The following is a 19428-nucleotide window of genomic DNA, read 5'->3' as shown; positions in this document are numbered from 1 at the left end:
CATGCCCGACCGCCTCACCGACCTGATCGCCTCGACCACTTTCAACGGCATCGACTTCGTCGAGATAGCGAACCCCGGCCAGACCCGGCTCGTCGTCCACTTCCTCAACCAGGTCCCCGTGCAGGGGACGCTGACCGGAACAGCGCCGATCACCATCGCCGACGGCGACACCGTGCCGGCCGTGCCGGTGGCGCCGATTTCCCCGGCGGACTGGACCGTCGACGACGACGGTCGCCCGCTGCTCGCCCTGGCCACCGCGTACCCGGGCGACTTCTCCACCTACACGCTGACGATCGCCTCCACGGTGCTCGACCGGTACTTCGCGGCCATCGCGTTCACGTTCAAGGCCGGCTGCCCCTCGACCCTCGACTGTGCTACGCCGGCAATAACATGCGAGATCCCCGGCGGCGGACCGGTAATCGACTACCTCGCCAAGGACTTCACCAGCTTCCGCGCCGGACTGCTGGACTATTCGGCCCGCACCTACCCCGACTGGGTCGAACGCGACGAGCCGGATCTGGGGGTGATGCTCGCCGAACTGCTCGCCGCGGTCGGCGACGATCTGAGCTACACCCAGGACCGGATCGCCGGCGAGGCGACACTGCCCACCGCCACCCAACGACGGTCGGTGATGCGCCACGCCCGGCTCGTCGACTACGAACCCACGCCGGCCACCTCAGCCCGGGTGCTGCTTCAGGTCGACGTCACCGCCGGTCCGCTACCGTCCGGCGCCGTGGTCCTAGCGACGGTGCCCGACGGTGGCACCCTGGCGTTCGAGACCGGCGCCGGCCTGATCGACCCGGCCACCGGCGCCGTCGACACAACCCCGCTGGTGGTCGACCCCCGCTGGAACCGGCGCGACCACGGCACCAACCCGCCGCAGGACCAGATCGTGCCGTACCTGTGGGACGACTCGCAACGCTGCCTGCCGGCAGGGGCCACCCAAATATGGGTGCACGGACACGGATACGGCTTCCCGGTCGGCGACCCGAAATTGGGAACCACCGGACTTGCGATCCTGATCGACACCGCCTCCGTGTCCCCCGTCGACCCGCCGATCCGACAAGTGGTGCACCTGACCGGGGCGGACGAGAAGACCGACAATCTTTACAAGGACCCGGTGACCCACCTGGGAATCCCGGTGACCCGCTTGACCTGGGACGCCGCCGAGGCCCTGACCGCCGATCACGACCTGACGCGAACCGTGCTGGCCGGGAACCTGATTCCCGCCAGCGAGGGCCGCCGGCACCTCGAATCGTTCGTCATCGACCCCCCGGCCGATTCCCCGCAGGCGGCACGCGCGGCGGTCGTGCGCACCGGACCCGACCAGTTTTGCGGGAACCCGTCCCCGCTCCACCTGCACACGCTGCAGAGCGGTCGGCTGGCCTGGCTGACCGACGACAGCGGCGACACCGTCCCCGAGGTGTCGCTGGCGCAGATCGACGGCGCCACAGGCGATCCCGCACAGTCGTGGCGATGGCGTCGCCGGCTGCTCGACGCCGAGCTGTTCGAGGCGGCGTTCACCATCGACCCGGTCCGCTACAGCGACCTGCGCGCCGACCGCGCCGCCGGCGTGCCGCGCTGGGACTACGACGGCGACGACGCCGACTCGATCCGCTTCGGCGACGGCACCTTCGGCGAGCGCCCGGCCACCGGCAGCGCCTTCGAGGTCACCTACCGGGTCGGCAACGGCGCGGCGGGCAACGTCGCCGCCGGCACCATCACCGGCATCGACCCGTCGATGACCGGCGTGATTCTCTCGGTGAGCAACCCGTTCCCCGCCGCCGGCGGCGCCGATGCGGAACCACTCGAGCGGGTGCGTCGCGCCGCCCCCTACGCCTACCGTGCCCGCCAATTCCGCGCCGTCCGGCGCGAGGACTACACCGCCGCGGCGCAGGAACTGCCCTGGGTTCTCGATGCCGGCACCGAGCAGCGTTGGACCGGAAGCTGGTTGACCGTCTTCACCACCGCGCAGCCGACGACGGGCGAGGACATCACCCTGCGCGAGCATCTCGAGCTGATCCAGCTGCTCGACCGGCGAAGGATCGCCGGCTACGAGGTGTACACCCCGCCGCCGAGATACGTCGGCCTCGACCTGATCGTCACCGTCTGCGCGAGGCCCGACGCGTTGCAGGGCGAGGTTGCCGCCGCGATCGGCGTTCAACTCGGCACCGGCCTCCGATCCGACGGCCGGCCTGCCTTCTTCGCCCCCGGCCAGCTGCGCTTCGGCACCCCGCTCGAACGCAGCGACCTCGACAGCGCAATCCAAGAGGCGACGGGCGTCGCCGGGGTCCTCGCCATCGACTACCGCCGCCGCGGTTACCTCCCGCACTTCACCCCGATGCCCGAGACCGTCACCGCCGGTCGCGACGAGATCCTGCGCGTCGACAACGACCCGAACCGGCCCGACCGCGGATCACTGCGCATCGTCGTCGAGGGGGGCAAATGACCACCGCCACCCGACGGATCACCCCTTGCCGCTGCGGCGGCGACGGGGGATGCCCCTGCGACGACGCAGCGATCGAATTGTGGACCCTCAACAATCCCAGCGGTCTCACCGAAATCAACTACCGCATAGGCGATTTCACCACCTTCCGGAGGCGTCTGCTGCAGCATCTGCCCGGTGAGAGTGAACTCGCCGTGTGGCGCCCCACCGCCGGCACCGACCTGGGCCTGCAGGTGCTGGACTGGTGGGCGTACATCGCCGACATCCTCACCTTCTACACCGAGCGGATCGCCAACGAAACCTACCTGGACACGGCCACGCTGGCGCCGAGCGTGCGCCGGCTCGTCGCGCTGTTGGGCTACCGGCCGCGGCCGGGCATCGGGGCGACCGGCTCCCTGGCTGTCATCGCCGCCCGCCCCGCACCCCTGACGATCCCACCGCGGCTGGCGGTAGCCTCGAAGGCCAGCCCGGCGTTGGACTCCCAAACCTTCGAAACCACCGCCGCCGTCACCTTCACCCAACCGACCAGCGTGCCCGAGCCGGCCCCGGACGATCTGACCGACCCGCCCACCGCCGGCGGACCGCCCGCCTCGACGCCCCCCGGCACCGCGGAACCGCCGCCCTACACCCAGCTGATCGCCCGCGGCGGCGTGCTGGTCAAGGGCACACCCACCGCCGTGAGGGTGGGGGACCGGCTCCTGCTGATCGCCAAGCCCTGGCAAAAACCGGACGATCCGGCCAACATCGTCGCGGTCACCGGGCTGGTACCGGAGAAGGACCCGCACGGACGCACCAACACCCGAGTACTGCTGTCCGGAACCGACGGCCTCGGGTCGGCGAAGGCGGGCGACTTCCGGCTTGCCCGGCCCACCCGCAGCGCCCACCTGGACAGCCTGCCCACTGGCGTCACCGTCATCAAGGACGCGACCAGCACCGCGAGCCCGTCGATCGTGCTCGACAGCACCGCCCGCTACCTGCAGGTCGGCGATCCACTGCTGATCGAACTTCCCGGAGACGGCGTCGGAGCCAACTCTGACACCAAACCCGGTGAACAGTTCGCAGTCCTGCAACTCACCGCGTACACCGAAGTCCTCTGGTACGCCAACGGAGATTCAAACAATCCGTCCAGCCCGCCAGCGACGCCGACCCCGGGCATCCCGCTGATGCTCGCGAGCCTGGCGGTCGCAGTCCCCACCGCCCCCTCCCCCGGCGGTGACATAGACCTTGCGGGCACGTACGGGAAAAACCCTGCCGAGGTGACGGTGAGCGCCGGATGGGCGGACATCGGTGTCCTGCTCGACACCCCCGCCCAGACCCTGACCGCGCTACCCGACACGGTCACACTCGCCGGATCGCCGGCCGCTCAGGCTGGCGTCGCCACCCCGGCGCTCGTCGAGGACGCCAACGGCAACGGAGCCGCCGTCACGGCCACCCCCACCATGGGAACGGCCCAGGTGACGATCGCCGCCGCACCGGGGGCGGTGACGTTGCAGTCGCCGCTGCGCCTGTTGTGGGACCTGGTCACGGTCACCCGCGGCGCCACCGTCACCGGTGAGCTGCTCGGCACCGGCGACGCCACCCTCGCCGGCGAGGACTTCACCCTCACCAAGGCGCCCGTCACGTATCTCGCCGACGCGCCGGGCCGCTCCCACGACGGCTACTCGAGCACCATCACCCTGAGCGTCGACGGGCGGATCTGGACCGAGGTGCCCTTCCTGTACGGCCACGGCCCGGACGAGACCCTGTTCGCCACCTACGAGGACGACGCCGGGCACACCCACGTCCGCACCGGCGACGGCATCACCGGCGCACGCCTGCCCAGCGGCGCGGTGGTCCGCGCCAGCTACCGCGTCGGGTCCGGCGCCGCCGTGCCGCCGCCGGGCGCGCTGTCCCAGGTGCTGACCCCGGTGCCGAACCTGCTCTCGGTCCGCAACCCGGTGCCACCGACCGGCGGCGCCGACCCCGACCCGGCCGACCAGCTGCGCCGCCTCGCGCCCCGCTCGGCGCTGACCCTCGGGCGAGCGATCTCCGGCGACGACTACGCGGCCGTCGCCGCCGCCGCACCCGGCGTCAGCAGGGCCGCCGCCGTCTGGGGCTGGGACGCCGACGAACAACGCCCGGTGGTGCAGGTGTACGTCGGCGACGACGACGGCGCGGTCACCTCCGCCACGACAGCGCTGCGGGAGCAGTCCGACGCCAACCGGCCCCTGACCGTCCTGCCCGCCGTCGGGCGCCCGACCCGGCTCTCGATCGCACTCCGTCTCGACCCCACCTACGTCCCGGCCCCCGTCTTCGCGGGCGTGCGGGCCGCGCTGCTGGACCCGCCGGGCGGGCTGTTCGCCCCCGGCGTGCTCGCCCTCGGGGAAACGCTGTACCGCAGCCGGATCGAGGAGGTCGTCTGCGCCGTGCCCGGCGTCCTCGCCACCCACCACGTGACCATGAGCTGGAGGTGGAACCGGTTCATCCCGCTGATCAGCCCGCACGGTAACGAGGACCGGTATTGGCCCGGCGACGGAGGCTACTTCCAACTGGACGCCGACGGGCTTCGCCTCGATCAGGAGGTGGACCCGTGACCGGCACCCCGGTGGCCGACGGCTACGCCGACCTCTACGCCGACAAGCTGTGGTCGCTGGTGCCGGCCGCCCACCGCGCGGCGGACAGCACCACCGGCGAGACCCCGGGACCGCTGCAGGAGTTGCTGCGCCGCGTCGCCGCTCAGGTCGCCGACATCCACCGCAGCCTCGACCGGCTGTGGGAGGACCAGTCGATCGAAACCTGTGACAGTTGGGTGATCCCGTACATCGCGCAGCTGCTCGCCACGAACCTGGTGGCGAGCATGGACGCCCGCGGCCAACGCCTCGACGTCGCGAACACCATCTACTACCGGCGCCGCAAGGGCACGGTGGCGCTGCTCGAACAGCTCGCCGCCGATGTCACCGGCTTCGACGCCCGGGTCGTGGAGTTCTTCCGCAGCCTCGGGCGCACCCGCCATGGCCTCGACCCCGAGATCGGGCGCCCCGCCGACGACACCACCGACCCGACCGGCGCCCGCCAGCTGCAACACGCCGAAGGCCTCGCCGGGCTCCTCACCCACACCCCCTCCGGCGGGCTGGCAGACCTCCGCAACCCGCTCGGCGCCACCCTCACAGGAACCGCGTTCGACGAATTCCATCACCGGCTCGACGCGCGCCGCGGCGTCGGCGCGCGGGGCTGGTACGGCATCAGCAAGGTCGGATTCTTCCTGTGGCGCACCGTCTCGCTCCAGGTCGACCGGGCCACCCCGGTCCCGGTCGCCGGCTGCCCGAACCACTACAGTTTCGACCCGACCGGACGCCAGATCCCGCTGTTCCAGGCCGCCGCCCGCTCGGCCGGCGACTACGGGGAGCACTGGCTACCCCAGGCCGCCTGGCAACTACCGGCCCCGATCACCGGGCCGCTGTGGGACGCGCTCGCCGACGAGGCAGCGCCCGCGCCGGGACCGCTGGCCTACCCCGACCCGCACGCCAGCCTGTGGCCGGCATCGGTGTCCGTCCGCGCGGCCGGGGCCGCCGACCCGCTGGACCTCTCGCAGGTCCTGCTCTGGCCGGAGGTCGGCCGCTTCGCCGTCGCCGCCGGACCCGCCGACGTCGAGGTCGGCTACCACCACGGCCTGTTCTCGCGGATCGGCGCCGGACCGTACGACCGGCGCCAACTCGGCACACCGGCGCGCCCCGACCCCGCCCCGGTGCAGCAGATCGTCGGCGGATCGGCCACCACGCTCCCCGCTGCCCTCGCCGCGCTCGGTGGCACCGGCACCGTGATCGTCGCCGACGGGCTCACCCTGTCGGCCACCGCACCCGTCGGATCAGCCAGCACCCCGATCGTCGACGTCACCGTCCGCGCCGCCGACCAGCGGCGCGCCGTGATCCGTACCGCCGCCGGCGCCGGCCCGTGGATCTTCACCGGCGCCCCAGCAGGGACACCGCCGGCGCGTCTCCGACTCGAGGGCATGCTGCTGAGCGGGTCGGACCTCGTCCTGCGCGGCCGGTTCGACGACGTGACACTTTCCTGCTGCACCATCGACCCGGGCACCGGCGGCAACCTCCGCCGGCCCGCAACGGTGTGGGAGCCCGGCGTCGACGGGCGTGAGCTGTCCCCGAGCACGATCTGGATCGAAGGCGCCGTCCGGTCGCTGACCCTGGACCGCTGCATCACCGGGCCGATCCGCACCCGATACGGCGGCCTGGCCTCGCAGCTCACCGCGCAGAACAGCATCGTGCAGGGCCTGCCGACCGCGCTCGGCCCGGATCTGGTCAACGCGCCCGTGTTCGACGCCGACACTCTCGTCAGCGCCCTGCACCACCGCGGTGACCCGCTCACCGACTGGCTGGCCGGCCAATTGAGCCCGGCGGCGGCCGCGGTCGTGGCCGCCCACGTCGACGCCGCACCCGTCGCGGATCTGCAACCGATCCTCAACGACCTGCAGAAGATCATCGACGGCCCCCTGCTGTGGACCGCCGACCGCTTCGCCGACCGGCCACTGCGCGCCTCCACCCAGACGGCCGTCATCTCCACGCCGACACCGACGGGGGAGCCGCTGCGGGCTCTGAACCGGGAACTGCTCGCCGAGGCCTACCCGCTTGCCCTCGCCGACGCGGCCATCGCCACCGACGCCGGCACCGTGACATTGGACCGATGCACAATGCTCGGGGCCGCCTACCTGCACCGGTTGCAGTGCAGCGAAACGATCCTCGACGACGTCGTCCGCGTCAACAACGCGCAAGACGGTTGCGTCCGGTTCAGCGTCTGGACCACCGACAGCGCCCTGCCCCGCCGATACGAATCGGCCCAGGTGCCGGCCGGATCGCCGATCTTCGTCAGCCGCCGCTACGGCGAATGGGGCTACGCGCAGGTCCACGACGGCGCCGACACCGCGATCGTCAGCGCCAGCACCGGCGGGGTCCCGAGCATCGTCACAGGCAGCCACGACGGCTCCGAGATGGGCGTGTACTGCCGCGACGGCGCCGCGATCAAGGACCGCTCGCTGCTGATCAAACTCGGCGAATACCTGCCCGTCGGGCTCACCCCGGTGCTGGTTCACCTGCCCACGCCGGACAACGACGGCGAAACGAGGAGAGGCAGACCATGGCCAGCGACGTAGCGCGACTGTCCTACGACCCCGCGCGCCGGTACACCGGCGTGGTTCACCAGCAGGGCCGCGTGACCCTCGAAGCCGAGGAGAACGAACAACGCGTCATCGACGCCGACGAACGCCGCAAGGAACTCCTCGACATGATCGGCCCGGCCGGCACCCCCGACAACGGGTACGCGCTCCTTGGCGGAAAAGACTACGACTTCTACATCGGCGTGGGCTCGATGTACGTCGGCGGGATCAGGGTCGAACTCGACAATCAGATCACCTACAGCGACCAACCGGATTGGCTGGACCATCTCGACGACCCCGCCTGGGTCCCGCTCGGCCCCCCCGCTGACAACGAACACGTGGTGCTGGTGATCGAGGAGCGTGACGTCACCGCGATCGAGGACCCGGCGCTGCGCGAGCCGGCGCTCGGCGGCCCCGACGGGGCGGCCCGCACCCGGCTGCTGCAGCACACCCAACGACTCCCCGCTGCCGCCACCGACTGCGCCGACGCACTCACATCCGACCAAGCGCTGTGGGCAAACCAGGGCCTCGAGTTCGACCCGACCACGATGCGACTCGACTCGATGTCACGGCTGCACGTCACCTGGCAGGGCACACCAAACCAGCCGAATCCCTGCGAACCAACCAGCACCGGCGGCTACCTCGGCGCCGAAAACCAACTCATCCGAATCCAGGTCACCGAGGTCGACACCAAAACCGGCACGTTCGACCTCGTCTGGGGCTACGACAACGCGTCCTTCCTCTACCGCGTTACCGCCGACGCGAGCACCGACCCCGTGTTGACCCTCAAACCCAGCCCCGTCGACGACTACCACCGACCCCGCGCCGGCCAGGCGGTGCAGCTCCTGCGCTCGGCCGCCACACTCGACACCACCGACGGGACCACAGAGGGTTACGTGGCGTCGGCGGACGGCCCGGTCGCGGCCCTCACGGCGCGGTACGACCCGGACGCCGGTACCGTCCAATTCCCGAACCCGAACGCCGCGCTGCCTGCTTGGTACACCGACCCCACCCAGACCCCGCAGCTGTACCTACGGGTGTGGGAAGAACAGATCACCGGCAGCACGCTGGGCACCCCGATCACGCTGACCGGCACCGGCATCCAAATCACACTCACCACCGCAGGCAGCGGACCCCTCCACGTCGGCGACTTCTGGTCCATCGCCGTCCGGCCCAACACCCCCACCGAGGTCTATCCCGACCGCTACCTGCTCGAGCCGCAACCGCCCGAAGGACCGCGGTTGTGGGCCTGCCCGCTCGCCGTCATCACCTGGGACGTACCTCTCGATCCGGTACTGGCCATCAAAGAAGACTGCCGACGGCACTTCGAGCCGCTCGTCGACTGTGCCTGCTGCTGCACCCTGCACCTGCACCCCTCCGACGCTCGGGCCGGGCGTATCCAACACCTCATCGACCAGACCACCGCCGGGCGGTCCGCCACCGACCGCTCGAGCCGACTGACAATCTGCCTCACGCCGGGCCGCTACGAACTCCAGCAGCCCATCGTGCTTCAAGCCCAACATTCCAACCTCATCCTGCGCGCCTGCTCCGACGGAGCCGTCCTCGCCGCCGCAGCCGGCAGCGAGGACGCCTTCGTGCAGGGCCTGATCGTCCTCATTGAGGCCAGCAACGTGACAATCAGCGGCCTCGAACTCGACCTACCCCAGGTCCCCCTTGCCGCCATCGCCGACGTCAACACCGCCATTGGTATCCGCCCGGTGAACTGTGCGACCCTGGAGATCAGCGACTGTCTGTTCCAGTTCGGTGTCGGCGACCCCACCACACCGTCCGGCGTCTTCGGTGTCGGCGTCTGGCCTGTCGGATCATGCATCGGTTTCCGGATGCGGGACAACCAATTCCGGCAGAGTCCGCCGGTCACCGGCAACACGCAGGGCAGCACCCCGGATGCCCTCTACGGCTACCTGCTCATGCCCATAAACTCCACAAACACCCCGTCCGCGTCTTTGGCCGACGCCGTCATCACCGACAACGTCTTCGACGGCATCAGCGCGGGTATCGTCGTCGTGGCGGAGCTCGGCACCGTCCGAACCTCCCACAACACCATTCTCCGTTCCTACGGTGGAATCTGGATTCTCGACGACCAAGCCCAGTCCGCGGTCGGCGGCCAGGTCCGCGGGGCCATCGCCGAACAGGGAGTGATCGACCGCGCGGCCGCCACGTCCGGCTCCCTCGACCCACTTCTGCTGTTGGCGAACGTAATTGCCTGGATAGTGCCACCACCCGGATCGTCGCCATCGCAGGCGGACAACCCGGTTCCGACGGAACAGCCAACAAACGTGGTCGCCGGCGACCACACGCGCCACGAGTGGATCACCAAGCTCGCCAAAGCCGTCGAGGCGCAATTCACTCCTCTCAAAACAACCACATCCGGGGCGAAGCCACCGGCCTCGACCGAAGCTGACGTCACCCCCGGCATCGGGGGAGAGGACCCTGCGACCCCAAAGGAGACGCCCTTCGAGCAGCTGTTACGCCTCGCGCGGGGCCTCACCTGGGCGCCTCCCAACCCGGGGATTCGGCGACGGCAGCTGCAGTTGCGCGTCGAACATAACGACGTGGACTGCGGAATCGTGGATCCGTCCGCGCGGCTTCAACAGGTATCCGGTGCCGCCCTCTACGTACTCGTCACGCCGGGTTTCGACACATCGGCAGTCCTGGATGCGAATCGACTCCACATTCCGGGGCTTGTGCAAGGGGCAAGGGTGTTGGGTGTACCCGCGGCGTCCGTGCTCGGGGTAACCACGCAGACCATTACCGGCAACATCATCGGCACCGCCAACCCCGGGTCCTATTCGCTTATCGTCGCCGAACTTGCCGACGAACGCGTTCCGCGGTTGTCCATCACCGGCAACGTCATTGAGGGGCCGACGAACCTGCAGAAACTATCGAATCCACCTGCACCGCAACTGAAGCGGCCATTCCAGACGCCGCTGGACACCTGGCTGCCACTGAACACGGTGCTGCCATGACCTGCATGATAAGCCCAACGATGGATATCCCCACGACGAAGCTGGCCACGGACTCGCCGCCCGGCCGGCTCGCACGCGCCCCGCGCCGACGCCCATCCCCGGCGCCGGTCACAGCCGCAGTTCGTCCATCAAGCGAGCTGCTGCCTGGGTTACAAACAAAACTTGCAATCAACAAGCCGGGCGACGCCTTCGAACAGGAGGCCGACCGGGTCGCCGAGAAGATCATGCGTATGCCTGATACACAACTCCAACGCACATGCGCATGCGGCGGAGCAGGGTCCGGCGAGGACTGCCACTGCAAAAAGCTGGCAGAAGGAGTTCAACGCTCACACTCCGGATCAAACGCCGCCGAAACATCCGCCACCGCGCCAGCCGTAGTCCACAAAGTTTTGAACTCGCCGGGTGAGCCTCTGAGTGCGACAGCCCGCGACTATCTGGAACCGCGGTTCGGCCGGGACTTCGCTGCCGTACGTATTCACACCGACACCACGGCAGCTGAATCCACCAAAGCAGTCGACGCCCAAGCCTATACGGTCGGACACGACGTCGTCTTCGGACCGGGTCAATATGCGCCACACACCGAGTGTGGACGGCTATTGCTGGCACACGAAATGGCGCACGTCGTTCAACAAGCACCGGACGCCGTTGGGAACTCCGGGTTCAGGCAAACCGATGCCAACACGAACAGCCCAGGAACGGTCCCAGCGATCAATGCGAGCATGGACGGCTATTCAGGTCACCGGTCGTCAATTTTGCAACGTCAGGCCAGCGGGTCTGGATCCCAGTCGAACCTCCACTCAAGGCTGTTTCTCGGCGACGCCCGCCTCGAAAAGTGTCTGCATTCTGATCAGGCACATGTTCTCCCGGGCGCAGCTGGCGACCATGTACAAAAGATCCAGACGGCCCTTGAGACGCTCGACAAGGCGACAATCGCAGCCGACGAGAAGACAGCAATAAATTACGGGGCAACCACAGCGGCAGCTGTCCTGAAATACAAAACCACGAGAAAAATAATCAACTATGCCTATCAGCAACAGCCTGACAATATCGTCGGCAAGATGACGATCCGCAGCATGGACGATGAACTCGCCGCAACGCCCCCCAGCTCCACCCACCTCGAATTCGTCATTGTTGCGAAAAGCTTCATACGCCCTATCGGGGGTAATATCGGTACTCCAAGATGCTCGTCACTACTACTCCCTGTACCAGCCCCGGTACCAGTCCCGGTATTTACCACGCCGATCGAACGGCTCACCTCTTTGGCGGCAGTGACCGACTTTCTGTTTAGTGAGACCGCTCCGGACGATAAACTGGACAAGGCATACAGATTGTTCTCACGGGTCCATATCAGTATGGACTGCGCCCCGGGAAACCCGCCGTCTGTCCAGGTCTCCGGGGTCGAGACCGACCACGGAAGCGAGGGATGGGGGAAGCTTAAGGTTGAGCCGCCTGCGCTGACTGTCTTTGGTGTCAACCACTCTGATGGTCACCTTTCGTGGTCGGTGAAGGGACGACCGGCACTGGCAGTCGAGGGCACGTTCCAGTTGGTTTGTCCACGGACGTCGCGCTTCATATGGCATCACGTCGACTTCTGGTTCGACTGCAACGGGGTAAAGCTGACGGCCCTCTCCGGCAGCCAATTCCCCACCCACCGGCTTTACGTCGATGGAGCGGTACGCACAACGATCCCACAAGGTGTATTCGAAAACCTGTGGATTCCGGCGAGTGACGACCCCAATATCGTCAAGTAGTCGACGTGTCCAACCGGAGCCTGTACATGAGTCTCGTCGTTAGCCGCCGTACCAATAATTCCCCCACAGCGCAGACCTTTTGGACCTCCCTTGGTGTCGATCACCGGGAAGGCGATCGGTCCTGGAAGCAATGCTGCCGAATGATAGGGCGATTCCGAAGTCTCTTGGACACATGGCTAGCACTGAACACGGTGCTGTGATGATCGGCCCGATAACAAAGAACCCCGCGACACTACCCGTGGTGGATCGGGCACCCGTCCCCGATTCAGGCGCGGCCCCACGACGCATATCCCGATTGGGAGGTCCCCGATTGGGGCGGCCACCAATAGTGTCCCGGCCATCGAGCGTGCCACTGCCTGCGGTGCAAATGAAACTAGCAATCGACGAGTCTAAAGACGCGCGAACACGAGTGAGGCCGCGCTCCGAGACGCGCAAGCCCGATCCCCAACTATCGTGCCAAGGCCTCGGCGGATTCAGGGGCCCGGTGAATACTGCGATTATGGTCCAACGTCAAACGGACGAACAGGGTGTGATCACGCTCCCAGAGCAGACTGTTGTGGCAATCGGAGCGAAGTCGCTACGTAGCGCAATCGGAAGCGTCGACTATTATCTCTTGCGATACGCCGACTTCATGAGCCGAGCTGATCCAGACGAACAAGCTCCAGACTACTATCTCGGCTACGGCGACTACTACGTGCGGAATTTTCACACGGTAGTTCGACCTGAACTGAGTCCTGCTGGACAGGCCTGGGTCGACAAAACCCTAGTACTATTGCAGAGGTATATGGAAGACCGTCGCGACGCCAACCCGTTCGCATTTGCCGACCTTGAACACAATGGAGAGGATTTTCGTGCCTTTGCCTATGGGACACATAGCCAGGCGTATATCAATGCTGGCGTTTGCGATCTGCCTATCAACGACTTACGGATAATTCTATTTACGCCAAGACTATTTGATCTCCTGACACTCGGCGGGGTGGAAGAGATGACTGACGTCTTGATTATGTGCTTGGGCATATGGGGATCCCCTGAAGGAATGGCTCCGTGGGGTCCGCCATAGTGGCCCCGTGACCGAGAGCTCTATCTTGCCGGGGTTGTGGGTGGCCAGCGAGCGCCGTCAGTTAGCCCGGTTTTCTCCGCAGCACGCAGCAACAAGGTCGCGCCGGCGCGCTTTCGCAGCCCCGGTTCCGTAGGTGTCGACGGACATGCCAGGGAGGACTGCACCTCGAACTCGGCCTTAGACGAGTCGAATCATCCCAGTTCAGGGTACTACGTTGGTCACGACACGGGCTTCCGCTCAGTCGGCGTGTACGCGAGGCTAATAGACGCCAATCGGAAACCCAGTCAGTCCCGAAGGACAGGCGCGAGGAGGGTCGCTGTGACCAATCCCACACTACCGGCGAGGGCGTCGCTGAAGGCGGCGCGGAGGACGTCATGTGCCCGAATGCCCCAGAGCACTTCGGCATTGACCCAGGCAGCGTCGCGGGCACTATCGATGCTCCAGTTGCCGACTAGGTTAAGCACGGGTGACACGTCACGGTCGGCGGCGAGTGAGCCTCCGTGCAGGAAGGACTCCCGTACCTGCTGATCTACCTGTCCGAGTAGCTGGTTGACTTTGAGATAGTCATCGTGGAATGGGGGTGTTTCTGGTGCTATAGCAAGGTGCAGGCAGGTTGATACGATAGCCATGGGCAGGTCGTGGTTTATGTGGGCATTCGCACCGGCGATGGCGAACTGCAGAGAGGTAATGTTGTTGTCACCACGGTTGGCAAAAAGCGGTGCCCAGGCGGCCGGCACCGGGGTGTCCGAGGCGCCGGCCTCCACTGCAGTGAAGTAGAAATTGGCGAAGGTAACATCGAGCGCCTGCATGGTCGCGGTGTCGGCGAAGAAATTCGCGGCGAGCCGGTCGCGTATCAGCTCGGTGACGGTCAGATACATTCGGTTGAAAGAGGCGACACCATCTGATGATGAAAGCGCTGCGTCGATGGATTGCAGGCGCTCAACGACGTCGTCCACAGTCCGCGGCTGAGACGGTGGGGCTGAATCTGTCATCGTCCGACCTTCCAACTTGATGAGGCTCGTTGAATTTGAATTCCCCACTTGTGCTCACCGAAATTCCCCACCCCGCGGGCGGTAATCACTGTAGCGACTGGCGGGTGCCGGTGGTGGTCTTGCGGAGATCTCCGCCCGGGCGTGACGCTCACGCAGCCGGTAGGAGTCACCATCGAGACCCGTATCAGATTGTGTCGTTGCGGTCCAATGACGGGACCCGCCAAGCCGAGGGGCGGCAATTGCCCAACGAGGGTCACGCAACCCCGGCAGATCGAACCGGAGCGGGAATATCGGGCTCAGCCAACTCGACCTGGCGCACCGCGCGGGCGTCTCGCCGCGGCACGTCAGCTTCCTCGAGACCGGCCGGTCGCGCCCGACCAAGGCGATGCTGCTGCGGCTGAGCGAACAGCTCGACATTCCACTGCGCGAACGCAATTCGCTACTGCTGGCCGGCGGGTTCGCACCGGCCTACCCCGAGCACTCGCTCTCCGCTGTGCCGATGGCGGCGGTCGCCGCGGCCGTCGGTCAGATCCTCGAGGCGCAGCTACCCAACCCGACGGTCGTGGTGGACCGGCACTGGACGATGGTCGCCGGCAACGCCGCGGTCGCGCTGTTCACCGACGGGTGCGCCGCGCGCCTGCTCGAACCGCCGGTCAACGTGCTGCGGCTGAGCCTGCATCCGGACGGAATGGCGACCCGGATCGTCAATCTCGGGCAGTGGCGCGCACATCTGCTGCATCGGCTCGACAGTCAGATCGCGGCGACCGGGGACCCGGTGCTGCGCGAACTCGCCGCCGAGCTGGCCGAGTACCCGGGCGGGGACGACGACACCGTCCCGGGACGCCACGAGGGCGCCGGGCTGATGCCCGGCGCCCTCGTGGTGCCGATCCGGTTCGCCACTGCCGCAGGCGAACTGGCCTTCCTGAGCACCACCACGGTGTTCGGGACTCCGCTGGACGTCACGGTCGCCGAACTGGCGATCGAGACGTTCTACCCGGCGAATCCCGAGACCGCGGCGGCGTTGCGCGCGTACGCGGGAAGGTGAATCAGATGACGCCGAGCGCGAACATCGCGTCGGCGACCTTGACGAAGCCTGCGATGTTGGCGCCGAGGACGTAGTCCCCCGGCTTGTCGTACTCGTCGGCGGTGGTCACGCAGCGGTCGTGGATGTCGCGCATGATCTTCGACAGGCGCTGATCGGTGTAGTCGAAGTCCCAGGAGTCACGTGAGGCGTTCTGCTGCATCTCGAGCGCGGAGGTCGCGACGCCACCGGCGTTCGCGGCCTTGCCGGGCGCGAACGCGACGCCGGCACCGCGCAGCACCTTGAGCGCGTCGGGGGTGGTGGGCATGTTCGCGCCCTCGGCGACGACCTTGACGCCGTTCTCCACCAGCGTCAGCGCGGCCTTCTCGTCGAGCTCGTTCTGGGTGGCCGACGGGATCGCGACGTCGCAGGGGACGTCCCAGATCGAGCCGCCCTCGACGTACGTGGCGGAGGTGACGGTGTCGGCGTACTCACAGATGCGAGCGCGACGCACCTCCTTGATCTCCTTGAGGAGTTCGACGTCGATGCCCTTCTCGTCCACGATGTAACCGGCCGAGTCCGAGCAGGCGACGACGGTGCCGCCGAGCTGGTGCACCTTCTCGATCGCGTAGATCGCGACGTTGCCGGAACCGGAGACCACCACGCGGCGGCCCTCGAGGCTTGTGCCGGCGGTCTTGAGCATCTCGGCGACGAAGTACGCAGCGCCGTAGCCGGTGGCCTCCTTGCGCACCTGCGAGCCGCCCCAGGTAAGCCCCTTGCCGGTGAGCACACCCGACTCGTACGAGTTGTTGAGTCGCTTGTACTGGCCGAACAGGTAGCCGATCTCGCGGCCGCCGACGCCGATGTCGCCGGCGGGCACGTCGGTGTACTCACCGACGTGACGGTGCAGCTCGGTCATGAAGGACTGGCAGAAGCGCATGATCTCGGACTCGGACTTGCCCTTGGGGTCGAAGTCGGAGCCGCCCTTGCCGCCGCCGATCGGCAGACCGGTGAGCGAGTTCTTGAAGATCTGCTCGAAGCCGAGGAACTTGACGATGCCCAGGTTCACGCTGGGATGGAAGCGCAGGCCACCCTTGTACGGGCCGAGCGCGCTGTTGTACTGCACTCGGAAACCGCGGTTGACGTGCACGTTTCCGTTGTCGTCGGTCCACGGCACGCGAAAGATGATCTGCCGCTCGGGCTCGCAGAGGCGCTCGATCAGGGCACCGTCGGCGTAGTTCGGGTGCCGTTCGAGCACCACGGTGAGTGATTCGAAGACCTCGGCGACCGCCTGATGGAACTCCGGCTCACCGGCGTTGCGACGCACGACGTCGTCGAAGTACTTGTCTACACGCGCACGGACCTGCCCACTCACAGCGACAGCCCTCCTCATTCTTCACAGGGATGGAAAGTAAAGGTAATCACAAGAACTGTTCACATACCTAGTGTCCTGACGGTGATATTTCACGCATGTGAAATATCAGCCATTCGGTGTACACGGCGCGACACGCTGGCGCCCGCATCCGTTTCGCAAAGACGCAACGCAGGCGCGCGACTACCGTGGGCACGAACGTCCACATTGCGGAGGAGCGTGCGTATGAGCGTCCAGTCGGAGCAGTCGCGTCGCCATCGGGTCGTGGTCATCGGTTCCGGCTTCGGCGGACTGTTCGGTACCCAGGCCCTCAAACGGGCCGACGTGGACGTCACCCTGATCGCCCGGACCACCCACCACCTGTTCCAGCCCCTGCTCTACCAGGTGGCCACGGGCATCCTCTCGATCGGCGACATCGCGCCCGCCACCCGCCTGATCCTGCGGAAACAGCGCAACGCGGACGTCCTGCTCGGCGACGTCATCGACATCGACCTGGAGGCCCAGACCGTCACCTCCCGACTGCTCGACCGCACCACGGTGACCGAGTTCGACAGCCTGATCGTGGCCGCCGGGTCCGGCCAGTCGTACTTCGGCAACGACCAGTTCGCCCGCTACGCGCCCGGAATGAAGACGATCGACGACGCCCTGGAACTGCGCGGCCGGATCCTGGGCGCCTTCGAGGAGGCCGAACTGTCCGACGATCACGAGGAGCGTGCGCGCCTGCTCACCTTCGTCGTCGTCGGTGCCGGACCGACCGGCGTCGAACTCGCCGGGCAGATCGCCGAGCTGGCCAACCGGACGCTCAAAGACGCGTTCCGGAAGATCGACCCGAGCGAGGCGCGAGTCATCCTGCTCGACGGAGCGCCCACCGTACTGCCCGTGTACGGCGGCAAGCTGAGCGCGAACGCCACGTCCCGGCTCGAGAAGCTGGGAGTCGAGATCCAACCCAACGCGATGGTCGTCGACGTCGACGCGGAGGGCCTCGTCGTCAAGGACAAGGACGGCACCGAGCGCCGGGTCGACTCGCAGTGCAAGGTCTGGTCCGCCGGCGTGCAGGCCAGCCCGCTGGGCAAACAGCTCGCCGAGCAGTCCGGCGCCGAGATCGACCGGGCCGGCCGGGTGCACGTCAACCCCGACCTGTCGCTGCCCGGGCACCCGAACGTCTACGTCATCGGCGACATGATGGCCCTCGACAAGCTGCCCGGCCTCGCGCAGGTCGCGATGCAGGGCGGCAAGTACGCCGCCAAGCAGATCAAGGCCACCGTCGCCGGCCAACCCGTCGAATCGCGGCAGCCGTTCAAGTACTTCGACAAGGGCTCGATGGCGACCATCTCGCGGTTCAGCGCGGTGGCCCAGGTCGGCAAACTGGAGATCACCGGCTTCGTCGGCTGGCTGATGTGGCTGGTCGTCCACCTGATGTACCTGGTCGGCTTCCACAGCAAGTTCTCCACCGTCCTGTCGTGGACGGTCGCCTTCTTCAGCCGTGGTCGCGGCGAGATGGCCGTCACCGAACAGCAGGTCTTCGCCCGGAACGCCATCGAGCACCTACACGACTACGAACGCGCCAGAGCCGCCGAGCAACTCGGTGACCCCACCGCCGTCGAGACCGGCGAGGAACGCGAGCGGGCCGCAGGCTGACGGGACGAGTGAGTCCGTGACCGATTCGCTGCGCGTACTCGTCTACAGCGACGACGCCACCACCCGACGACAGGTCGTGCAGGCCCTGGGTACGCGACCGCACCCGGACCTGCCGGGACTCGAGTTCGTCGAGGTCGCGACCGCGCCCATCGTGATCTCCCACCTCGACGCCGGCGGGATCGACCTGGCCATCCTGGACGGCGAGGCGACCCCGGCAGGCGGGTTGGGTATCGCCAAGCAGCTCAAGGACGAGATCGACGACTGCCCGCCGATCCTGGTGCTGACCGGCAGACCGGACGACGCCTGGCTGGCCGACTGGTCGCGTGCCGAGGCCGCCGTGCCGCACCCGATCGACCCGCTCCGGTTGACCGAACCCGTCGTCGCGCTGCTGCGGGCACGCCTCGACGCGTCGCCACACCCGTAGCCCAGTTACTCACGACGTGGGAGTCCCATTGCCGCCGTTGACTCTTCACCAGCCTCCCCAGCGACTCCGGTGCGCGACGCGCCCACCGCTCAGCCCGCCGTGAACGGGCGACGCCGGTAGTGTTGTGTCGTGGCTCACAGGGTGTCGTAGCTCAGAGGCGGTGTCGACCGGATGAATCTCTACCTCCCCATCGTGGTGCTCGGCGCGATCGCCGTCGGGTTCGCGGTCGTCTCGGTGGTCATCGCGTCGATCGTGGGACCGAAGCGTTACAACCGCGCCAAGCTCGAGGCATACGAATGCGGGATCGAGCCGACGCCGTACCCGCTGGCCGCGACGTCGCAGCACGAGGGCGGAGCCGGCGGAGCGACCAGGCAGTACATTCCCGTGAAGTACTACCTGACGGCGATGCTGTTCATCATCTTCGACATCGAGATCGTCTTCCTCTACCCGTGGGCCGTGCACTTCGACGCACTCGGCGCGTTCGGTCTCGTGGCGATGGCCGTGTTCATCTTCAACGTCTCGGTGGCCTACGCGTACGAGTGGAGGCGAGGCGGGCTCAGCTGGGACTAGGCGGCACACGCCGCATCCGATCGA

General features: G+C 67.2%; 12 protein-coding genes. 10 read left to right on the top strand and 2 right to left on the bottom strand.

Translation table 11 applies throughout. From position 1 onward, the window contains the following. Position 1: 1 nt before the first annotated feature. The 6 genes from FK531_RS14285 (at position 2) to FK531_RS14260 (ending at position 13387) form a co-directional block, all read left to right on the top strand. The gene (locus tag FK531_RS14285) at positions 2-2449 is read left to right on the top strand and encodes a baseplate J/gp47 family protein (RefSeq protein ID WP_142100426.1); all 2448 of its coding nucleotides are present in this window, start codon (positions 2-4) and stop codon (positions 2447-2449) included. Further along, on the top strand, positions 2446-5019 hold the full coding sequence (locus FK531_RS14280) for a baseplate J/gp47 family protein (RefSeq protein ID WP_142100424.1): 2574 nt from the start codon (positions 2446-2448) through the stop codon (positions 5017-5019). The genes FK531_RS14285 and FK531_RS14280 overlap by 4 nt, the downstream gene beginning before the upstream one ends. Next, positions 5016-7586, top strand: coding sequence for a phage tail protein (locus FK531_RS22720; protein WP_142100422.1), 2571 nt, complete (start codon positions 5016-5018; stop codon positions 7584-7586). Before FK531_RS14280 ends, FK531_RS22720 begins: the two co-directional genes overlap by 4 nt. Next, entirely contained in the window at positions 7571-10576 is a 3006-nt protein-coding gene (locus tag FK531_RS14270; protein WP_246098186.1) for a DUF6519 domain-containing protein, read from the top strand. Before FK531_RS22720 ends, FK531_RS14270 begins: the two co-directional genes overlap by 16 nt. Further along, on the top strand, positions 10573-12327 hold the full coding sequence (locus FK531_RS14265) for an eCIS core domain-containing protein (RefSeq protein ID WP_142100418.1): 1755 nt from the start codon (positions 10573-10575) through the stop codon (positions 12325-12327). Before FK531_RS14270 ends, FK531_RS14265 begins: the two co-directional genes overlap by 4 nt. 484 nt (positions 12328-12811) lie before the next feature. Then, positions 12812-13387 (top strand): hypothetical protein, encoded by a 576-nt coding sequence (locus tag FK531_RS14260; protein WP_142100417.1) that lies wholly within the window; start codon positions 12812-12814, stop codon positions 13385-13387. A 284-nt stretch (positions 13388-13671) separates the two neighbouring features. On the opposite strand, the gene FK531_RS14255 is transcribed toward FK531_RS14260, so the two are convergent. After that, positions 13672-14343 carry a DUF5995 family protein gene (locus FK531_RS14255; protein WP_142100415.1) on the bottom strand — a complete coding sequence of 224 codons (672 nt, stop codon included), beginning with the start codon at positions 14341-14343 and terminating at the stop codon, positions 13672-13674. Positions 14344-14617: 274 nt separating this feature from the next. On the opposite strand from FK531_RS14255, the gene FK531_RS14250 reads away from it, so the two are divergent. Beyond that, entirely contained in the window at positions 14618-15424 is an 807-nt protein-coding gene (locus FK531_RS14250) for a helix-turn-helix domain-containing protein (protein WP_142100413.1), read from the top strand. A gap of 1 nt (position 15425) precedes the next feature. Here the strand turns inward: FK531_RS14250 and gdhA are convergent, their stop codons facing one another. Further along, a complete protein-coding gene (gdhA, locus tag FK531_RS14245; protein WP_142100411.1) occupies positions 15426-16793 on the bottom strand; it encodes an NADP-specific glutamate dehydrogenase in 1368 nt (455 codons plus the stop codon). A gap of 204 nt (positions 16794-16997) precedes the next feature. On the opposite strand from gdhA, the gene FK531_RS14240 reads away from it, so the two are divergent. The 3 genes from FK531_RS14240 to FK531_RS14230 all read left to right on the top strand — a co-directional run bounded on the left by FK531_RS14240 (position 16998) and on the right by FK531_RS14230 (position 19404). Further along, positions 16998-18410, top strand: coding sequence for an NAD(P)/FAD-dependent oxidoreductase (locus FK531_RS14240; RefSeq protein WP_142100409.1), 1413 nt, complete (start codon positions 16998-17000; stop codon positions 18408-18410). A 16-nt stretch (positions 18411-18426) separates the two neighbouring features. Further along, positions 18427-18834 (top strand): Rv3143 family two-component system response regulator, encoded by a 408-nt coding sequence (locus tag FK531_RS14235; RefSeq protein WP_142100407.1) that lies wholly within the window; start codon positions 18427-18429, stop codon positions 18832-18834. Between the two features lie 171 nt (positions 18835-19005). Beyond that, the gene (locus tag FK531_RS14230) at positions 19006-19404 is read left to right on the top strand and encodes an NADH-quinone oxidoreductase subunit A (protein WP_142100405.1); all 399 of its coding nucleotides are present in this window, start codon (positions 19006-19008) and stop codon (positions 19402-19404) included. The last annotated feature ends 24 nt before the right edge of the window (positions 19405-19428 follow it).

The organism is Rhodococcus spelaei (assembly GCF_006704125.1).
Classification (GTDB): Bacteria; Actinomycetota; Actinomycetes; order Mycobacteriales; family Mycobacteriaceae; genus Rhodococcus_G; species Rhodococcus_G spelaei.
Note: the sequence above shows the minus strand (reverse complement) of the source record. Positions and strands in the feature narration are given on the sequence as shown.